We start from the raw sequence: 15,929 nt of genomic DNA, 5'->3' as shown, positions 1-15,929 counted from the left end.
GGAGACTCATCATGGGTGTCATGCGTATTGGTCATGTCAATCTGAAGGTGATGGACATCGACGCAGCGCTGCGTCATTACATACGCGTACTCGGCATGCAAGAGACGATGCGCGACGCAGCAGGCAACGTCTACCTGAAGTGCTGGGACGAATGGGACAAGTATTCGCTGATCCTCACGCCGGCGGATCAGGCGGGGCTCAATCATGCCGCGTACAAGGTCGAGCACGATGCCGATCTCGACACGCTGCAGCAGCGCATCGAGGCGTATGGGATCAAGACCGAGATGCTGCCGGAAGGCGCGCTGCCGGACGTTGGCCGCCAGTTGCGTTTCAATCTGCCGAGCGGGCATGAACTGCGGTTGTTCGCGCAGAAGGCGCTGGTTGGCACTGCTGTGGGCTCGCTCAATCCTGATCCGTGGCCCGACGACGTTCCGGGCTCGGCCGTGCACTGGCTCGACCACTGCCTGCTGATGTGCGAGTTGAACCCCGAGGCGGGCATCAACCGCGTCGAAGAGAACACGCGTTTCATGGCCGAGTGCCTGGACTTTCATCTGGCAGAGCAGGTAATGGTTGGCCCCGGCAACACGATCCAGGCCGCCACGTGGATGTTCCGCAGCACCACGCCGCACGATATTGCCTTCGTTGGCGGCCCGCGCAACGGGCTCCACCACATTGCGTTCTTCCTGGACGACTGGGCCGACGTGCTGAAGTCGGCCGACGTGATGGCAAAGAACAAGGTGAAGATCGACGTGGCGCCGACGCGGCATGGCATTACGCGCGGCACGACCATCTACTTCTTCGATCCGAGCGGCAACCGCAACGAGACCTTCGCGGGCCTGGGCTACCTCGCGCAGCCGGATCGCCCCGTCACGACATGGACCGAGGAAGAACTCGGCCGCGGGATTTTCTTCCACTCCGGTGAGCTGAACGAAGCGTTCACCACCGTCTACACCTGATTGAGACGGAGCGAGCGCTATGGCCCGAAATGACACCCCCCTGAGCGTGGATGCGCGGGTGATCGACTGGCCCGCTGCGTTGCGCGCCGCGCAGGCGGCAGCGCAGGCCGCCGAGCAGCTTGGCGTGCGCGTGAACGTTGCGGTGGTCGATGCGGCCGGCCTGCTCGCCGCGTTCGTACGCATGCCCGGTGCACCGCTGCATTCGATCGACATCGCCATCGACAAGGCCTACACGGCGGCGAGCTTCGGCTTGCCGACCGGCGAATGGCACGACGCGCTGGCCGCGCACTCGGCCGCCGTGCAGCAGGGGCTTGTGCTGCGCGCGCGCTTCGTCGCGTTTGGCGGTGGCCTGCCGATCGTCGAGAGCGGCCGCCTGATCGGTGGGATCGGCGTATCGGGTGGCAGCGAGTCACAGGACGAGACCTGCGCGCGTGCCGGCCTGGACGCGGCCGGCCTTGCCGCCATGTAACGGGAACGGGCCCTGGCACGGCAACGCGCACTCCCTTCCTCACAGGACAGCATCACTGAATCACGATTACGGGCACACATCATCATGGACAACACGGAAACCCTCGCCGCGACACGCGGCCCCGCCGGCGGGCAGCCAAACGTGCGGCGCATCCACAACTTTGTCGATGGCGAATACCGCGCAGGCGAGCGCTGGTTCGACAAGCGATCGCCGCTGGACAACGCGCTGATCGCACGCGTTGCCGAAGCGGGGCGCGCCGACGTTGACGCGGCCGTGAAGGCGGCACGCGCCGCACTGTCAGGCCCGTGGGGCAGCCTGACCGTCGCGCAGCGCGTCGAGATCCTGTACGCGGTGGCCGACGGCATCCAGCGCCGCTTCGACGATTTTCTCGAGGCGGAAGTGGCCGATACCGGCAAGCCCGTCAGCCTCGCCAGCCACATCGACATTCCGCGCGGCGCAGCCAACTTCAAGGTGTTTGCAGACGTTGTGAAAAACGTGCCCGGCGAAACCTTTGAAATGGCAACGCCCGACGGCGCAGGCGCGATCAACTACGCGATCCGCCGGCCGGTCGGCGTTGTCGGCGTGATCTGCCCGTGGAACCTGCCGCTGCTGCTGATGACGTGGAAGGTCGGTCCCGCGCTCGCGTGCGGCAACACGGTGGTCGTCAAGCCGTCGGAAGAAACGCCGCAAACCGCCGCGCTGCTGGGTGAGGTGATGAACGCAGCCGGCGTGCCGCGCGGCGTCTACAACGTCGTGCACGGCTTCGGGCCGAACTCGGCTGGCGAATTCCTGACCACCCACCCCGGCGTGAACGCGATCACGTTCACGGGCGAAACGCGTACTGGCGCGGCCATCATGAAGGCTGCAGCGGAAGGCGCGCGCCCGGTCAGCCTGGAAATGGGCGGCAAGAACGCCGCCATCGTCTTTGCCGATTGCGATTTCGATGCCGCCGTTGAGGGCACGCTGCGCTCGTGCTTCGCAAACGCGGGGCAAGTGTGCCTCGGCACCGAGCGTGTGTATGTGGAGCGCCCGCTGTTCGAGCGTTTCGTCGCCGCGCTGAAGGCGGGTGCCGAACGGCTGCAGCCCGGCCGCCCCGAAGCCGAGACGACCGGCATCGGGCCGCTGATCAGCCAGGAGCACCGCGACAAGGTGCTGTCGTACTACCGCAAGGCGGCCGAGCTTGGCGCGACAGTTGTCACCGGCGGCGGCGTGCCCGACATGCCGGGCGAGCTGCGCGACGGCGCCTGGGTGGAACCGACGATCTGGACGGGCCTTGGCGACGATTCGCCGATCGCCCGCGAGGAAATCTTCGGGCCGTGCACGCTGGTGATGCCGTTCGATTCCGAAGCGGAGGTTGTCAACCGCGCAAACGCGAACGTGTACGGGCTATCGACCGCGATCTGGACAACCAATCTTTCGCGCGCGCATCGCGTTGCCGCGTCGATCGACGTCGGGATCGCCTGGGTCAACTCCTGGTTCCTGCGCGACCTGCGCACGGCGTTCGGCGGCGCGAAGCAATCGGGCATCGGCCGCGAAGGCGGCGTGCATTCGCTCGAGTTCTACACCGAACTCCGCAACGTCTGCATCAAGCTCTGATCCACCTCCACCTGTTACTGGCCGGATGGCTCCTATGGATTCCACATTGATTACCACGCTGGGCGACGCGCTGTATGACGCCATGACCTTGCGCACGCCGATTGCACCCCTGACGTCGCAGCACGAAGACCTGTCTGTGGACGACGCTTATCGTATCCAGCAGCGCTTCGTGCAGCGCCGTCTGGACGCCGGCGAAACCGTGATCGGCAAGAAGATCGGCGTCACCTCGAAAGCCGTGATGGACATGCTCGGCGTTTATCAACCCGATTTTGGCTACCTGCTGTCGGGGATGGTGTACGGCGAAGGCGAATGCATTCCGCTCGACACGCTGATCCAGCCGAAGGCCGAAGGCGAGATCGCGTTCGTGCTCAAGCGCGATCTGATCGGCCCCGGCGTGACGAACGCGATGGTGCTGGCCGCGACCGAATGCGTGATGCCTTGCTTTGAGATCGTCGATTCGCGCATTCGCGACTGGAAGATCCGGATCGGCGACACCGTTGCGGATAACGCTTCGTGCGGCGTGTTCGTGCTGGGCGACCAGGCCGTGAGCACGCGCAGCGTCGACTTATCGACCTGCGGGATGGTGCTCGAAAAGAACGGCGAAGTGATCGGCACCGGCGCGGGCGCGGCGGCGCTCGGCTCGCCGGTGAACGCGGTCGCCTGGCTGGCGAACACGCTCGGCCGCCTCGGTATTCCGCTCAAGGCGGGCGAGGTGATTCTGTCTGGCGCGCTGGCCGCGATGGCGCCGGTGCGCACAGGCGACAACTTCCGCGTGTCGATCGGCGGGATCGGCGCGTGCTCGGTGCGGTTCGCCTAGCCGGCTCCGCCTCTGCGTTCATTGATATTCAGGAGAACTCCCCATGACTCAAAAAATCCGTTGCGCGCTGATCGGGCCCGGCAACATCGGCACGGATCTGCTTGCAAAGCTGATGCGCAGCCCCGTGCTCGAGCCGGTCTGGATGGTCGGCATCGACCCGGAATCCGACGGCCTGAAGCGCGCCCGCGAACTCGGCCTGAAGACGACCTCGGACGGCGTCGACGGCCTGCTGCCGCACGTGCTGGCCGACAACGTGCAGATCGCGTTCGACGCGACGAGCGCTTACGTGCACGCGGAAAACAGCCGCAAGCTGAACGCGCTCGGCGTGATGATGATTGACCTGACGCCAGCCGCGATCGGGCCGTACTGTGTGCCGCCCGTGAATCTGAAGGAACACATCGGCCAGCGCGAGATGAACGTGAACATGGTCACGTGCGGCGGGCAGGCGACGATCCCGATGGTCTACGCGATCTCGCGCGTGCAGCCGGTTGCGTATGGCGAGATCGTCGCGACGGTGTCGTCCAAGTCGGTCGGCCCCGGCACGCGCAAGAACATCGACGAATTCACGCGCACGACTGCCGCGGCGGTGTCAAAGGTTGGCGGCGCCAAAGAAGGCAAGGCAATCATCGTGATCAACCCGGCGGAGCCGCCGCTGATCATGCGCGACACCGTGCACTGCCTGACCGAAGGCGAGCCCGATGCGGCGCGAATCATCGAATCGGTGAACGCAATGATTGCCGACGTGCAGCGCTACGTGCCCGGCTACAAGCTCGTGAACGGGCCGGTGTTCGACGGCAAGCGCGTGTCGGTCTATCTGGAGGTCGAAGGGCTCGGCGACTACCTGCCGAAATACGCGGGCAACCTGGACATCATGACGGCCGCCGCCGCGCGCACCGCCGAGATGTTTGCCGAGGAACTGCTGGCGGGCCGCATTGCGTTGGAACCCGCCGCCAGCGCAGCCGCATGACGCGCCCGCTTCATCTCAACGATCGGACGAACGAGGAATCGCAATGAATCTCAAAGGCAAGCACATCACCGTCCACGACATGACGCTGCGTGATGGTATGCACCCGAAGCGTCATCAGATGACGCTGGATCAAATGCGCTCAATCGCGAGCGGGCTCGATGCGGCCGGTGTGCCGCTGATCGAAGTCACGCATGGCGACGGGCTGGGCGGATCATCAGTCAATTACGGCTTTCCCGCCCACACAGACGAGGAATATCTCGGCGCGGTGATCCCGCTGCTCAAACGCGCGAAGGTGTCCGCGCTGCTGCTGCCGGGTATCGGCACGGTCGACCATCTGCGGCGCGCGCACGCGCTTGGCGTGCATACGATTCGCGTGGCGACGCACTGCACCGAGGCCGATGTGTCGGAGCAGCACATCACGCTCGCGCGCAAGCTCGACATGGATACCGTCGGCTTTCTGATGATGAGCCACATGAGCAGTCCGGAAGGGCTCGTTGCACAAGCCAAGCTGATGGAAAGCTACGGCGCGAACTGCGTGTATGTGACCGATTCGGCCGGCTACATGCTGCCCGACGACGTGAAGGCCAGGATCAGTGCGGTGCGCGACGCGCTCAAGCCCGAGACCGAACTCGGTTTTCATGGCCACCACAATCTCGCGATGGGGATCGCGAATTCGCTCGCGGCAGTCGAGGCCGGCGCGAACCGGATCGACGGCGCAGCGGCTGGCCTGGGCGCGGGCGCGGGGAACACGCCGCTCGAAGTTTTCGTTGCGGTGTGCGACCGCATGGGCATCGAAACCGGTGTCGACCTGTGGAAGATCCAGGACGTTGCCGAAGATCTCGTCGTGCCGATGATGGACTTCCCGATCCGCGTCGATCGCGATGCGCTGACGCTCGGCTACGCAGGCGTTTACGGGTCGTTCCTGCTGTTCGCAAAGCGCGCGGGCGAGAAGTATGGGGTACCGTCGCGCGACATTCTTGTCGAGCTGGGGCGGCGCGGGATGGTCGGCGGCCAGGAAGACATGATCGAAGACACCGCGCTCACGCTCGCGAAGGCGCGGGCGGCCAGCGCAAAGCGGGAGGCGGCATGAAGCTCTCGACCGATACCGTTGAATCGCTGGCTGCGCATCTCGATGGCTGCGTGCTGGAAGCGCGTGACACCCTGAAGATCACCGACGCGCATCCAGACATGGAGTGGGACGACGCGTACGCGATCCAGGACGCGATCCGCCGCCGTGCGCTGTCGCGCGGCGCGCGCATCGTCGGCTACAAGGCTGGGCTGACCTCGCACGCAAAGATGCGCCAGATGAACGTCGACGTGCCCGTGTTCGGCTTTCTCGTCGATACATACGAGTTGCCCGACGGCGGCGAGTGCGATGTGTCCAAGCTGATTCACCCGAAAGTCGAGCCGGAGATCGCGTTCGTCACGAAGACCGAACTGAAGGGGCCGGGCTGCCATATCGGCGCGGTGCTGGCGGCCACCGACTTCGTGATCGCCGGCATCGAGGTGATCGACAGCCGCTACCGCGATTTCAAGTTCGACCTGAAGAGCGTGGTGGCCGACAACACCTCGGCCGCGCGCTTCGTCGCTGGCGGGCAGCCGCTCGCGGTGGACGGCGTCGACTTGCGCACGCTCGGCATCGTGCTTGAGAAGAATGGCCGGCCGGTAGCTTTTGGCGCCGGCGCGGCGGTGCTCGGCCATCCCGCCGCCGCGGTTGCAATGCTCGCGAACCATCTTGGCGCGCGCGGCGAATCGATTCCGGCGGGCAGCCTGATCCTGTCCGGCGGCATCACCGAGGCGGTGGCCGTCGAGGCTGGCGACAACGTGACGCTGCGCGTGCAGGGCATCGGCTCGGTCGGCGTGCGCTTTGTTTGACAAGGAGGACACCATGCCAATCGCTCATCTGTACATCCTGGAAGGCCGCGACGATGACCGCAAGGAGCGGTTGATCGCCGAGGTGACCGACGCCATTCACCGTTCGCTCGATGCGCCCATCGAATCGGTGCGCGTGGTTATCACCGAGATGCCGAAAGCGCATTTCGGTATCGGCGGCCAAAGCGCGAAGCAGCGCGGACGCTAATGCTAATGCGCAACACCCAAGACGATTAAACGACTGAGGATTGCCATGCAGACGAATCCGGAAATTGGCCGCCGCATCGTGGCCAACGGGATCGATACGAACTATCACGACATCGGCGAAGGCGAGCCCGTGCTTTTGATTCACGGGTCCGGCCCGGGCGTGACGGCCTATGCGAACTGGCGGCTCACGATGCCGGCGCTTGCACAACACTTCCGTGTGATCGCGCCGGACATGGTCGGCTTCGGGCTGACCGAGCGGCCGAACGGCTATCGCTATTCGATGGACAACTGGGTCGAGCACGCGCTCGGGCTGCTCGACGCGCTGGGCGTGCAGCGTGTGCACGTGGTCGGCAATTCGTTCGGCGGTGCGCTCGCGCTCGCGCTGGCGATCCGCGCGCCGGAGCGCGTTGGCCGGATTGTACTGATGGGGCCGGCCGGCACGCGCTTCACGCTGAGCGAAGGGCTCGATGCGGTGTGGGGCTACACGCCTTCGATCGAGACGATGCGCAGGCTGCTCGATATCTTCGCTTACGATCGCACGCTCGTGAACGACGAACTGGCGAAGCTGCGCTACGAGGCGAGCGTGAAGCCCGGCTATCAGGAATCGTACGCAGCGATGTTTCCGGCGCCGCGCCAACGCTGGGTCGATGCGCTCGCCAGCGACGAAGAACAGATTCGCGCGCTGACGCACGAGACGCTGATCGTCCACGGGCGCGAAGACCAGGTAATCCCGCTGTCGAGTTCGCTGAGGCTGGCCGAACTGCTGCCGCGTGTGCAACTGCACGTGTTCGGCCAATGCGGGCACTGGACGCAGATCGAGCATGCGGCGCGTTTCAACCGGCTCGTGATCGACCACTTCCAGGAGTGATGCTCCGGGAGGGCTAAAGAGCATCAGCAGCACGATTCAACTAAATCAAATAACAGGTGGAGACAAAGAATGAAGCGGAAAGCAACTGCAGGTCTGATTTCGCTCGCGGCGTGCGCGGGGCTTGCATTGAGCTCGGGCGCACTTGCGACCGAAGGCGGAAGCGACACGATCGGTGAGGGCGCCGAGGCGTTCTTCGCTGGCGCGCTGCCGCCGGCCGGCGTTTATGGCCTGCTGTACTACACGCACTATCATGCGTCGCAGTTCAACGACTCGCACGGCAACAGCGCGGTGCCGGGCTTCAAGCTCGATGCGGATGTGGTGATTCCGCGCGTTGTCTGGATGTCGGATTGGTCTCTGCTGGGCGGGCGCTACGGTGCCTATGCGGTACTGCCGATGGAGAGTCTGGCGCTCGACGCGGGTGGTTTTTCGTTCAACCGGACCAATCTCGGTGATCTGATTGTCAGCCCGGGGCTGATTGCGTGGGGTGCGGGCCCGCTGCGGACCGTTGCAGCGATGGAGTTCGTATTTCCGACCGGGCAGTACGACATGCGTGCAGTGCTGAACACCGGCAAGAACTACTACACGGCGCGGCCCATTTTCGCCGTGTCGTGGATGCCGAACGACAAAGTCGAAATGTCAGCGAAGATCACGTACAGCTTCAACTCACCAAACAGGGATACCAACTACCACTCGGGCAACCTGTTCCACATCGACTATTCCGCAAGCTATGCGCTCACACCGGCGGCACGCGCCGGGATTTCCGGCTACTTCGTCAAGCAGACGACGGACGACACCCTCAACGGTCAGTCTGTCGCCGGTGACGGGTTCCGCGGGCAGACCTTCGCGATCGGTCCGGGCTTCCGCTACCAGTTCAGCAAGTTCAGCCTGGAAGCACGCGTCGTGAAGGAGTTCTTCGTGCGTAACCGCCCGGCCGGGGCGGCCTTGTGGGCGAAGGCGGTCATACCTTTCTAACAGCGGAATCAGGGCAAGCATGGCATGGTTTCGTGCCATGCTTCTTGTCGCCCGCGGCGGAGAACATCGCTCGTCGACGTGGGCGGAGTCCGGATTCGTGAGCTGCCGTATGACTTGATTGCAACGCTGGGCTGGTAGAGCAACGACGTTTTAGCTGTCGCTGGTGACGCGAAAGCCAGGCTGCAGAGTTTCAGAGTGAACGCCAGCAGCGCGTGCCGGGTGAGGGTCACCGGCAGCAAGTGCCATAGGCCAAGGCGCGTAGCGCGTTGTCATACAGTCAGCCGAAAGCCCGCAGATCGCCGGGGCAAGGCAACAGGCCGCATTGCCGCGCGCGACAGCCGGTCAACGCCGCCCACTGATCCGGTCGATCTGATGCATGCGGTGCTCGGCATCGCCCTTGCACAGGCGCCGGGCGTCAAGGCCAACTTCGCACCAACTTAGCCCATCGCTTCTGGCTCTGTACGCGCCCCGTAGATGGTTAGTACCAGTTCACTGTCATCATTGAGGGTATATTGGGGACGGCGCCCTGCCAGCTGTTCGCTGGCCTCAAGAATGATCGATACACCTTCGCCCCGTTTGTCCATGATGTGCTGACGGTGGCCGGCGAGCGAGTCATCGCCTACCGCGCAGCGAGCAAGTAGACTCGTAAGAGCCTCATTGCGTGCCGCTTGGCGAAATGGCAGGCTTTCGGTTGTCATGGTGTTGGGCAGCATGCCAGGCGAATAGAGCTCCAGCCGGTCGTCGAATAGGCGCAGCCGCACTTTGGCCCCCGCCATCGAGTAATCGCGATGGGCTACTGCATTGGTAATCGCCTCGAACACAGCCAGCATGTCGAATTGGGGAACGTCCTCGCGCCCTCCCTCGGCACGTTTGTAGGCAGCGACCTTCATGTTCTTGCGCACGAATGCACAGGCATCGAGGATCTGCCGATCCAACGGTCCGGTAATGTCCTGTGCGTCACGCTGATACGGTGCCTCATCCACGGGCAGAGCATCTACCCCTCGATAGGCAACTGCCTGAATGAATGCTCCCGGTAGAAACCGTTGTACATCCTCGCTAGCCATCAGCAGACCCGCTACAGTCGGACGCCACACATCCTGTTCATCGCGCGCCGCCATGGCGAGCTTGCTGAGCAGAACCTCTGCCGAATCGGTACTCCGCGCAGGAGCGAAGCGTCGCCAAAGGGCTTCTTTCAAGTCGGCTAACCCGAGAACTTCCTTCCCCGACCAGCTTCGATGCGCGCGGGAGCGCGCGATGGAATGGAGCCATCCCATCAGCAGCTGTCGCCAAGGTTTGTATTGGCCGCCGCAAGAATTGCGCTTGAAACAAGGCAATTTTAGCAAATTGCACTCGTGAGCGAACCCTCCTTCGATGCACGCCGGCGGTCCCGAAATGTCTAAGTTTTCGCGACTGGCCCACCATCGCGTCTAGCAAATTGCGATGGTCATTTGGCGAGGCAGCTACCGAGTTGTCTCCCCCATCTCTACCCCGTCTCTGGCCAGTGATTTCCGTGGCCGGTCGAGCCCCACCCGTCCGCCCATCACAACCCGGCCTGGAGGGTGTTCATGAAATCGACCCGCCTATGTCTCGCCTGTGGCAACGCGTTCCTCCCGTTGCCGCATGTTCCCCACCAGCGTTACTGCTCGTCGAAGGCTTGCCAGCGCGCGCGCCGGCGCGACTGGCAGAACCACCGGCTCCGCATCGACCAGGACTACCGCGACAACCAAGCCCGGGCACAGGCGAAATGGCGTGCCAGCCACTCACGCTATTGGCGCGAGTATCGAGCTGCACATCCCGCGTACCGAGAGCGCAACCGCAGCATGCAGCGGATGCGCAATGCGCGGCGGAGTTGCAGACCAATTGCAAAGATGGACGTCATCGGGCGCCGTTGGCCACTGGGTTCAGGCTTCTACGTGCTGTCTCATGCGGATGAAGGCGGCGTTGCAAAGATGGACGCGTGGACCGTCCACATCGCCGTGCTGTCTGCGCCGACAGGGCCACCGCCGTGATTGCAAAGAGATGACGTGATTCTCATTGGCGCCGTGCCTGCTACGCTGGCCTCACCAAAGTTCGTTTTCGAACGCCACCGCCTGATGTGAAATCGTGGCGCGTGAGCATGAGGCCCCACGCCCTCGGTGCCTGCCGCGGCCTATGCCTGAGTTGCGGAGTGAAAAATGTCATCCAATACCGCTGCTGCAGCAGTTGGAGCCGGCTCCTCTGGAGGACGGGCGGCGGAGTATGTCCGCATGTCGACTGAGCACCAGCAGTATTCGACCGAGAACCAGCGCGACAAAATTCGCGACTACGCAGCCCGCCGCGGATTTGAAATCGTCCGCACGTATGCGGACGAGGGCAAAAGCGGGCTCCGCATCGATGGGCGCCAGGCGCTTCAGAATCTCATCGCCGATGTGGCCAATGGCAAGGCTGATTTCTCGGTCATCCTGGTCTATGACGTGAGTCGATGGGGGCGTTTCCAGGATGCCGATGAAAGCGCGTATTACGAGTACATTTGCCGCCGCGCTGGCATCCAGGTGGCGTACTGCGCCGAGCAGTTCGAGAACGATGGCTCCCCAGTTTCGACCATCGTGAAAGGGGTAAAGCGGGCGATGGCCGGCGAATACAGCCGAGAGCTGTCCGCGAAGGTATTTGCCGGCCAGTGCCGCTTGATTGAGATGGGCTTCCGGCAAGGAGGACCTGCCGGCTACGGGCTGCGCCGCGTTTTGGTCGACGAGCACGGCCTCATGAAGGCAGAGCTGTGCCGTGGCGAACGCAAAAGCCTTCAAACCGACCGAGTCATCCTGATGCCGGGTCCGGACAGCGAGGTGCGAATCGTCAACCTAATCTATGACTGGTTTATCAATGAGTCGCTCGACGAACATGAAATCGCAGCGCGCCTGAATGGCATGCGTGTGCGGACGGACCTGAACCGGGAGTGGACGCGAGCTACCGTGCGAGAGGTATTAACGAACGAGAAATACATCGGCAACAACGTCTACAACCGGGTGTCGTTCAAACTGAAAAAGCTACGAGTGACCAACACACCTGATATGTGGATTCGAAAGGAAGGCGCATTTCAGGGCATTGTGCCGAGCGAAACGTTCTACACGGCGCAAGGGATTATGCGGGCGAGAGCGCGTCGCTACTCAAATGAGGAGCTCATCGAACGACTGCGTAACCTGTACCGGAGCCGCGGGTTTTTGTCCGGCGTCGTGATTGATGAAACGGATGGCATGCCTTCCACATCCGTCTATGTGTACCGCTTTGGCAGTTTGATTCGCGCCTACCAGACGGTCGGTTTTACCCCTGGTCGAGACTATCGATACATTGAAACCAACCGTTTCCTGCGGCAGCTGCATCCGGAAATCATTGCGCAGACGGAGCGGAAAATCGCGGATTTGGGCGGCGCGGTCATACGCGACCCGGCGACCGACCTGCTGACGGTCAATGATGAGTTCACGGCCTGCATCGTGCTCTCGCGTTGCCAGGCGCATGAAAATGGCCGAAATCATTGGAAAGTCCGCTTCGACACAAGCCTCCTGCCGGACATCACGGTGGCGGTGCGGCTCGACCACACGAATGCGTCGGCATTGGATTACTACCTGCTGCCACGTTTGGATTTTGGACAACCGCGCATTCACCTCGCCGACCAAAATCCAATCGAGTTTGAGAGCTATCGCTTCGATACGCTGGACTACTTGTATGGGATGGCCGCGCGTGCCCGTCTCAGGAGAGTAGCGTGAACGCGCGGCAGCAGGTCGGAGAAATCCGCATGGTCCCCGTCGCTCAGATTGAGGTCATCAATCCGCGTGAACGCAATGGTCGGGTTTTCAAAGAAATCGTCGACAACATCAAGACCATCGGCCTCAAGAAGCCTATCGTGGTCACGCCGCGAGCGACAGCAGGCGGCATCGAGAAATACCTGCTGGTGTGCGGTGAGGGACGGTTGAAGGCGTTCCGCTCCCTGGGGGAAGAAACCATTCCGGCGCTCGTCGTCAGCGTGAGCGATGAGGACGCGTTCGTCATGAGCTTGACGGAAAACATCGCGCGCCGACAGTGCCGCCCGCTCGAACGGCTGGCTGGCATTCGGCAATTGCAGGACCAGGGATACGCGCCGAAGGTCATTGCCGAGAAGACAGGCCTTACACCCACTTACGTCCAAGGCATCCTCACCCTGCTGCGCCAGGGAGAAGAGAGACTCGTGGTGGCGGTGGAGAAGGGCCTCGTCCCCTTGAACGCGGCCCTCACGATTGTCGGGGCCGGCAACGACGACGCTGAAATCCAGGCGGCACTCCAGGAGGCCTATGAGTCGGGAAAATTACGGGGCAAGCAACTGATGAACGCTCGCCGTGTCATCGAGCGCCGAAAAACACTCGGGCGAAGCGCGACCCACAATATGACGCACAAGTCCGCAGCGGTCACGACATCGAGTCTCGTGCGGACGTATGAGCGCGAGGTGGAACGTCAGAAGGCCATGGTGAGAAAAGCCGAGTTCACGCAACAGCGATTGCTATTTGTGGTCGGCGCCTTGCGACAACTGTTTGCCGATGAGAACTTCGTCAATCTGCTGCGTGCCGAGGGCTTGGCTAGCCTGCCGAAGTACCTTGCCGAGCGCGTCTGGCCCATCGGAAGTGGCACATGACTGGCATAACTCTCGGGTTCATCCCCGAGCCGTTGTCCGTGCCCGTTGCCAGCATCCTGCCGTCACGCAGAATTCCGGCGCCTGTACTGGAATCGCGCAAGTTTCAGCAGATAAGAACCTCCATTGCGGAGGTGGGCCTCATCGAACCACTCTCTGTCACGCCTGCAGACCAGTCTTCCGGGCAGCATGTCCTGCTGGATGGGCATCTGCGCTTACTTGCTATTCAGGACCTGGGATATGAGCAGGTGGCCTGCCTTGTGGCGACCGATGACGAGAGCTACACGTATAACAACCGTGTCAATCGGCTCTCGACCATTCAGGAGCACTACATGATACGGCGCGTCATTGACCGAGGCGTCTCGCCCGAGCGATTGGCGAAAGCGCTTTCCGTCGACGTCTCTCAGATTATAAAAAGAATGTCGCTACTGGACGGCATTTGCCCAGAAGCCGCCGAACTGCTCGGAGACCGTCAGTTCTCACCGGAGCTGGTTCGCGCCCTTCGCAAAATGAAGCCCACGCGCCAGGTCGAATGCGTGGAGCTGATGGTGGCCGCGAACAACGTGTCAGTGTCCTATGCCGAGGCGTTGTTGGTGGCCACGCCGGCGGCGCGTCTTGTGGAGGGAAAAAAGCCGCGGAAACTGACCGGAGTCAGCCCGGAGCAGATGGCGAAGATGGAGCAGGAAATGAGCAATCTGCAGGGGCAGTACAAGCTGGTAGAACAGACTTACGGTCAAGACGTATTGAATCTGGTGCTTGCGAAAGGGTATCTCGCCAAGCTCCTTGAGAACGAATCAGCGCGGCTGTATGTTGCCCAGCGCCATCCGGATTTGATGGTGGAGTTCGAATCCATCATCGCAACTATTTCTCTCGACCAGCAGCAATCCAGTGTGGTCCTCTAGCCCTGTGCAGAAGTACCACGTGCATGAAAAACTTCGTCGCCAATATTCACCTGGCCCTCGTCCGAGCGACTTCCTAGCATGACAACTCCTTTCACCACTCGGAAGCTCGACATGAAAAGCCAGGCAAACCAGCAAGCCAACCACCGCGCGGACTCACTTAACAAGAACAAGGGAACGAGCGGTACGAATTCCACAAATGCCAAGGTGCATGGGAACCGAGGAAAACAGTTGAATCCGAACCAGACGGGCAAGTAATCTCCAAGCGCCCCGCTTCCGCGGGGCCCCTGCTTTCTGACACGGGCTCATATCATGAAGGTTGTTGGCTTCCCCACTCAAGGTGAAGTACTGCAGTTCGTCTTCGATGCTTGCGGGGTTCTGCCCAGGAAGTATGAGAAAGACGAGAGCTTTGACGATGCGAGAAAAAAATCGACCCAGACGGCGCTGAGGCGCCTGGCCAAAGAGGTCGGTCAACTCGACCCGAACCTCGGTAAGCTTCTCGTGACGTTTAGCTATCTCGTCGCGGGTGTGTTGCCAGCGCGCGAGTTCTGGGCGTTCGGCGATGTCTTTTTCGACCTGTTCGATACTTATCGGTACGCCCTGAGAACCGAAGGCACCTATCTCACAAAGTCGGAGACTGCCAAATGGTTTCTGCTGGAGACCGCCGCCCCAAGGTTGGCGATTTCGCTCGCCAAGCATCTCCAACGATATAACGTCGCGGCCGACGACCTTCAGGTGCCAGCAGACCCTTTCTGGTACTTACCCAAACAAGACGGTGATGATTGGAAGTGGCCTCTCGAACGCGTAATGCGCTGGGCGTACGAGCTCGCCGGAACCTCAATCCAACGGTTCCATTGCCCGGACGACGCGGACTTGGCGCTTCTCGGTAAGAACCTCGAAAGTGCAAAAAACTGGCTCGCGGGCCGCAACCTTCCCTCCTGGTCCTCACTACTCAGGAACTTCGACGAGTCGTTCGAAGCGCTCGACAGATTTCGAGCCAAGCAAGGATTGCCGGCGCTTCCCGAACAGCAGAAAGTAAGTATCCGGACCGCGCTATTTCTGTCGCGGGCCGCGACTTACGTCTCGACGCTCGTTACGAAGCACTTCGGGACTGAGACGCTGGAGGAGTTCTGCAGCCGCCATCGCTTGGTCGCCGAGTGCGTTGTTAGCGATACTCGACGAGTTCGCGAGTTCGTCCATCAGCTCATCACTTGCGAGCAGCTTCCACCAAGCGAGTGGGATAGGGTCTGGTTCGAGGTTGTCGCCGACTATTGGGAAAAGCTGGTTGCACGGCAGGACCTGATGAGCCAGGCCGTGGCAAGCGGTCGCCTCACTGCCGATGAAGCTATTGAGGAGAGTCGGACCTTTGGCGGACTCGCCGCGCTCCAGTTTGAACGCCCAGATGCCTTTGCTCCTCAACACGCCATCCCTGATGGATTTGCAGAACTCCTGCTGGATGGGTTGGCGGCGAGAAAGTCCAGCGAGCTCAGCATTTCGAGCATTGAGACCTATCGCGCCCGACTCGAAAATCGTGGGCTCACGGAAACCCTTCCGTGGATGGTCCCTTGGCTACGAGTGACCTGCTCCCCGCGATTAGTACGTTGACGATGTAGAGTCCGTTCCCAAGAGAGGAACGGTCATGAAGAAGCGATTCACCGAAGAACAGATTA

General features: G+C 62.0%; 16 protein-coding genes. 15 read left to right on the top strand and 1 reads right to left on the bottom strand.

The features are described from left to right. Positions 1–11 precede the first annotated feature (11 nt). From ACUXH0_RS11760 to ACUXH0_RS11715, 10 genes are all read left to right on the top strand, one after another. On the top strand, positions 12–956 hold the full coding sequence (locus ACUXH0_RS11760; protein ID WP_182594099.1) for a catechol 2,3-dioxygenase: 945 nt from the start codon (positions 12–14) through the stop codon (positions 954–956). 19 nt (positions 957–975) lie between these two features. Next, the gene (locus ACUXH0_RS11755) at positions 976–1,425 is read left to right on the top strand and encodes a GlcG/HbpS family heme-binding protein (protein ID WP_182594100.1); all 450 of its coding nucleotides are present in this window, start codon (positions 976–978) and stop codon (positions 1,423–1,425) included. Between the two features lie 84 nt (positions 1,426–1,509). Continuing rightward, positions 1,510–3,021 (top strand): 2-hydroxymuconic semialdehyde dehydrogenase, encoded by a 1,512-nt coding sequence (locus ACUXH0_RS11750; protein WP_182594101.1) that lies wholly within the window; start codon positions 1,510–1,512, stop codon positions 3,019–3,021. Between the two features lie 34 nt (positions 3,022–3,055). Then, complete coding sequence (gene dmpE / locus ACUXH0_RS11745; protein ID WP_182594102.1) at positions 3,056–3,838, top strand: 2-oxopent-4-enoate hydratase; 783 nt, start codon at positions 3,056–3,058, stop codon at positions 3,836–3,838. A 43-nt stretch (positions 3,839–3,881) separates the two neighbouring features. Continuing rightward, the gene (locus ACUXH0_RS11740; protein WP_182594103.1) at positions 3,882–4,805 is read left to right on the top strand and encodes an acetaldehyde dehydrogenase (acetylating); all 924 of its coding nucleotides are present in this window, start codon (positions 3,882–3,884) and stop codon (positions 4,803–4,805) included. A 43-nt stretch (positions 4,806–4,848) separates the two neighbouring features. Beyond that, the gene (dmpG, locus tag ACUXH0_RS11735; RefSeq protein WP_182594104.1) at positions 4,849–5,895 is read left to right on the top strand and encodes a 4-hydroxy-2-oxovalerate aldolase; all 1,047 of its coding nucleotides are present in this window, start codon (positions 4,849–4,851) and stop codon (positions 5,893–5,895) included. Further along, positions 5,892–6,680 carry a 2-oxo-3-hexenedioate decarboxylase gene (dmpH, locus tag ACUXH0_RS11730; protein ID WP_182594105.1) on the top strand — a complete coding sequence of 263 codons (789 nt, stop codon included), beginning with the start codon at positions 5,892–5,894 and terminating at the stop codon, positions 6,678–6,680. Before dmpG ends, dmpH begins: the two co-directional genes overlap by 4 nt. Before the next feature lie 13 nt (positions 6,681–6,693). After that, positions 6,694–6,885 carry a 2-hydroxymuconate tautomerase gene (locus ACUXH0_RS11725; protein WP_182594106.1) on the top strand — a complete coding sequence of 64 codons (192 nt, stop codon included), beginning with the start codon at positions 6,694–6,696 and terminating at the stop codon, positions 6,883–6,885. A gap of 45 nt (positions 6,886–6,930) precedes the next feature. Beyond that, positions 6,931–7,752, top strand: coding sequence for an alpha/beta fold hydrolase (locus ACUXH0_RS11720; protein ID WP_182594107.1), 822 nt, complete (start codon positions 6,931–6,933; stop codon positions 7,750–7,752). Positions 7,753–7,821: 69 nt separating this feature from the next. After that, complete coding sequence (locus ACUXH0_RS11715; RefSeq protein WP_182594108.1) at positions 7,822–8,724, top strand: SphA family protein; 903 nt, start codon at positions 7,822–7,824, stop codon at positions 8,722–8,724. 437 nt (positions 8,725–9,161) lie between these two features. On the opposite strand, the gene ACUXH0_RS11710 is transcribed toward ACUXH0_RS11715, so the two are convergent. Beyond that, the gene (locus ACUXH0_RS11710) at positions 9,162–9,920 is read right to left on the bottom strand and encodes an ATP-binding protein (RefSeq protein ID WP_259393695.1); all 759 of its coding nucleotides are present in this window, start codon (positions 9,918–9,920) and stop codon (positions 9,162–9,164) included. A gap of 369 nt (positions 9,921–10,289) precedes the next feature. Here ACUXH0_RS11710 and ACUXH0_RS11705 point away from each other — a divergent pair, with 369 nt between their 5' ends. From ACUXH0_RS11705 to ACUXH0_RS11685, 5 genes are all read left to right on the top strand, one after another. Beyond that, the gene (locus ACUXH0_RS11705; protein ID WP_182594110.1) at positions 10,290–10,733 is read left to right on the top strand and encodes a hypothetical protein; all 444 of its coding nucleotides are present in this window, start codon (positions 10,290–10,292) and stop codon (positions 10,731–10,733) included. 165 nt (positions 10,734–10,898) lie between these two features. After that, positions 10,899–12,464, top strand: a complete 1,566-nt coding sequence (locus ACUXH0_RS11700; RefSeq protein ID WP_182594111.1) for a recombinase family protein — start codon at positions 10,899–10,901, stop codon at positions 12,462–12,464. A 29-nt stretch (positions 12,465–12,493) separates the two neighbouring features. Further along, complete coding sequence (locus ACUXH0_RS11695; RefSeq protein WP_220485437.1) at positions 12,494–13,363, top strand: plasmid partitioning protein RepB C-terminal domain-containing protein; 870 nt, start codon at positions 12,494–12,496, stop codon at positions 13,361–13,363. Beyond that, entirely contained in the window at positions 13,360–14,262 is a 903-nt protein-coding gene (locus ACUXH0_RS11690; protein ID WP_182594113.1) for a plasmid partitioning protein RepB C-terminal domain-containing protein, read from the top strand. Before ACUXH0_RS11695 ends, ACUXH0_RS11690 begins: the two co-directional genes overlap by 4 nt. A 309-nt stretch (positions 14,263–14,571) precedes the next feature. Further along, positions 14,572–15,864: a hypothetical protein gene (locus ACUXH0_RS11685; protein ID WP_182594114.1), complete on the top strand. Its 1,293-nt coding sequence runs from the start codon at positions 14,572–14,574 to the stop codon at positions 15,862–15,864. Positions 15,865–15,929: the final 65 nt, after the last annotated feature.

Source organism: Ralstonia sp. 110700041-2, from assembly GCF_056280165.1.
This window is presented reverse-complemented; position numbering and strand designations above follow the sequence as displayed.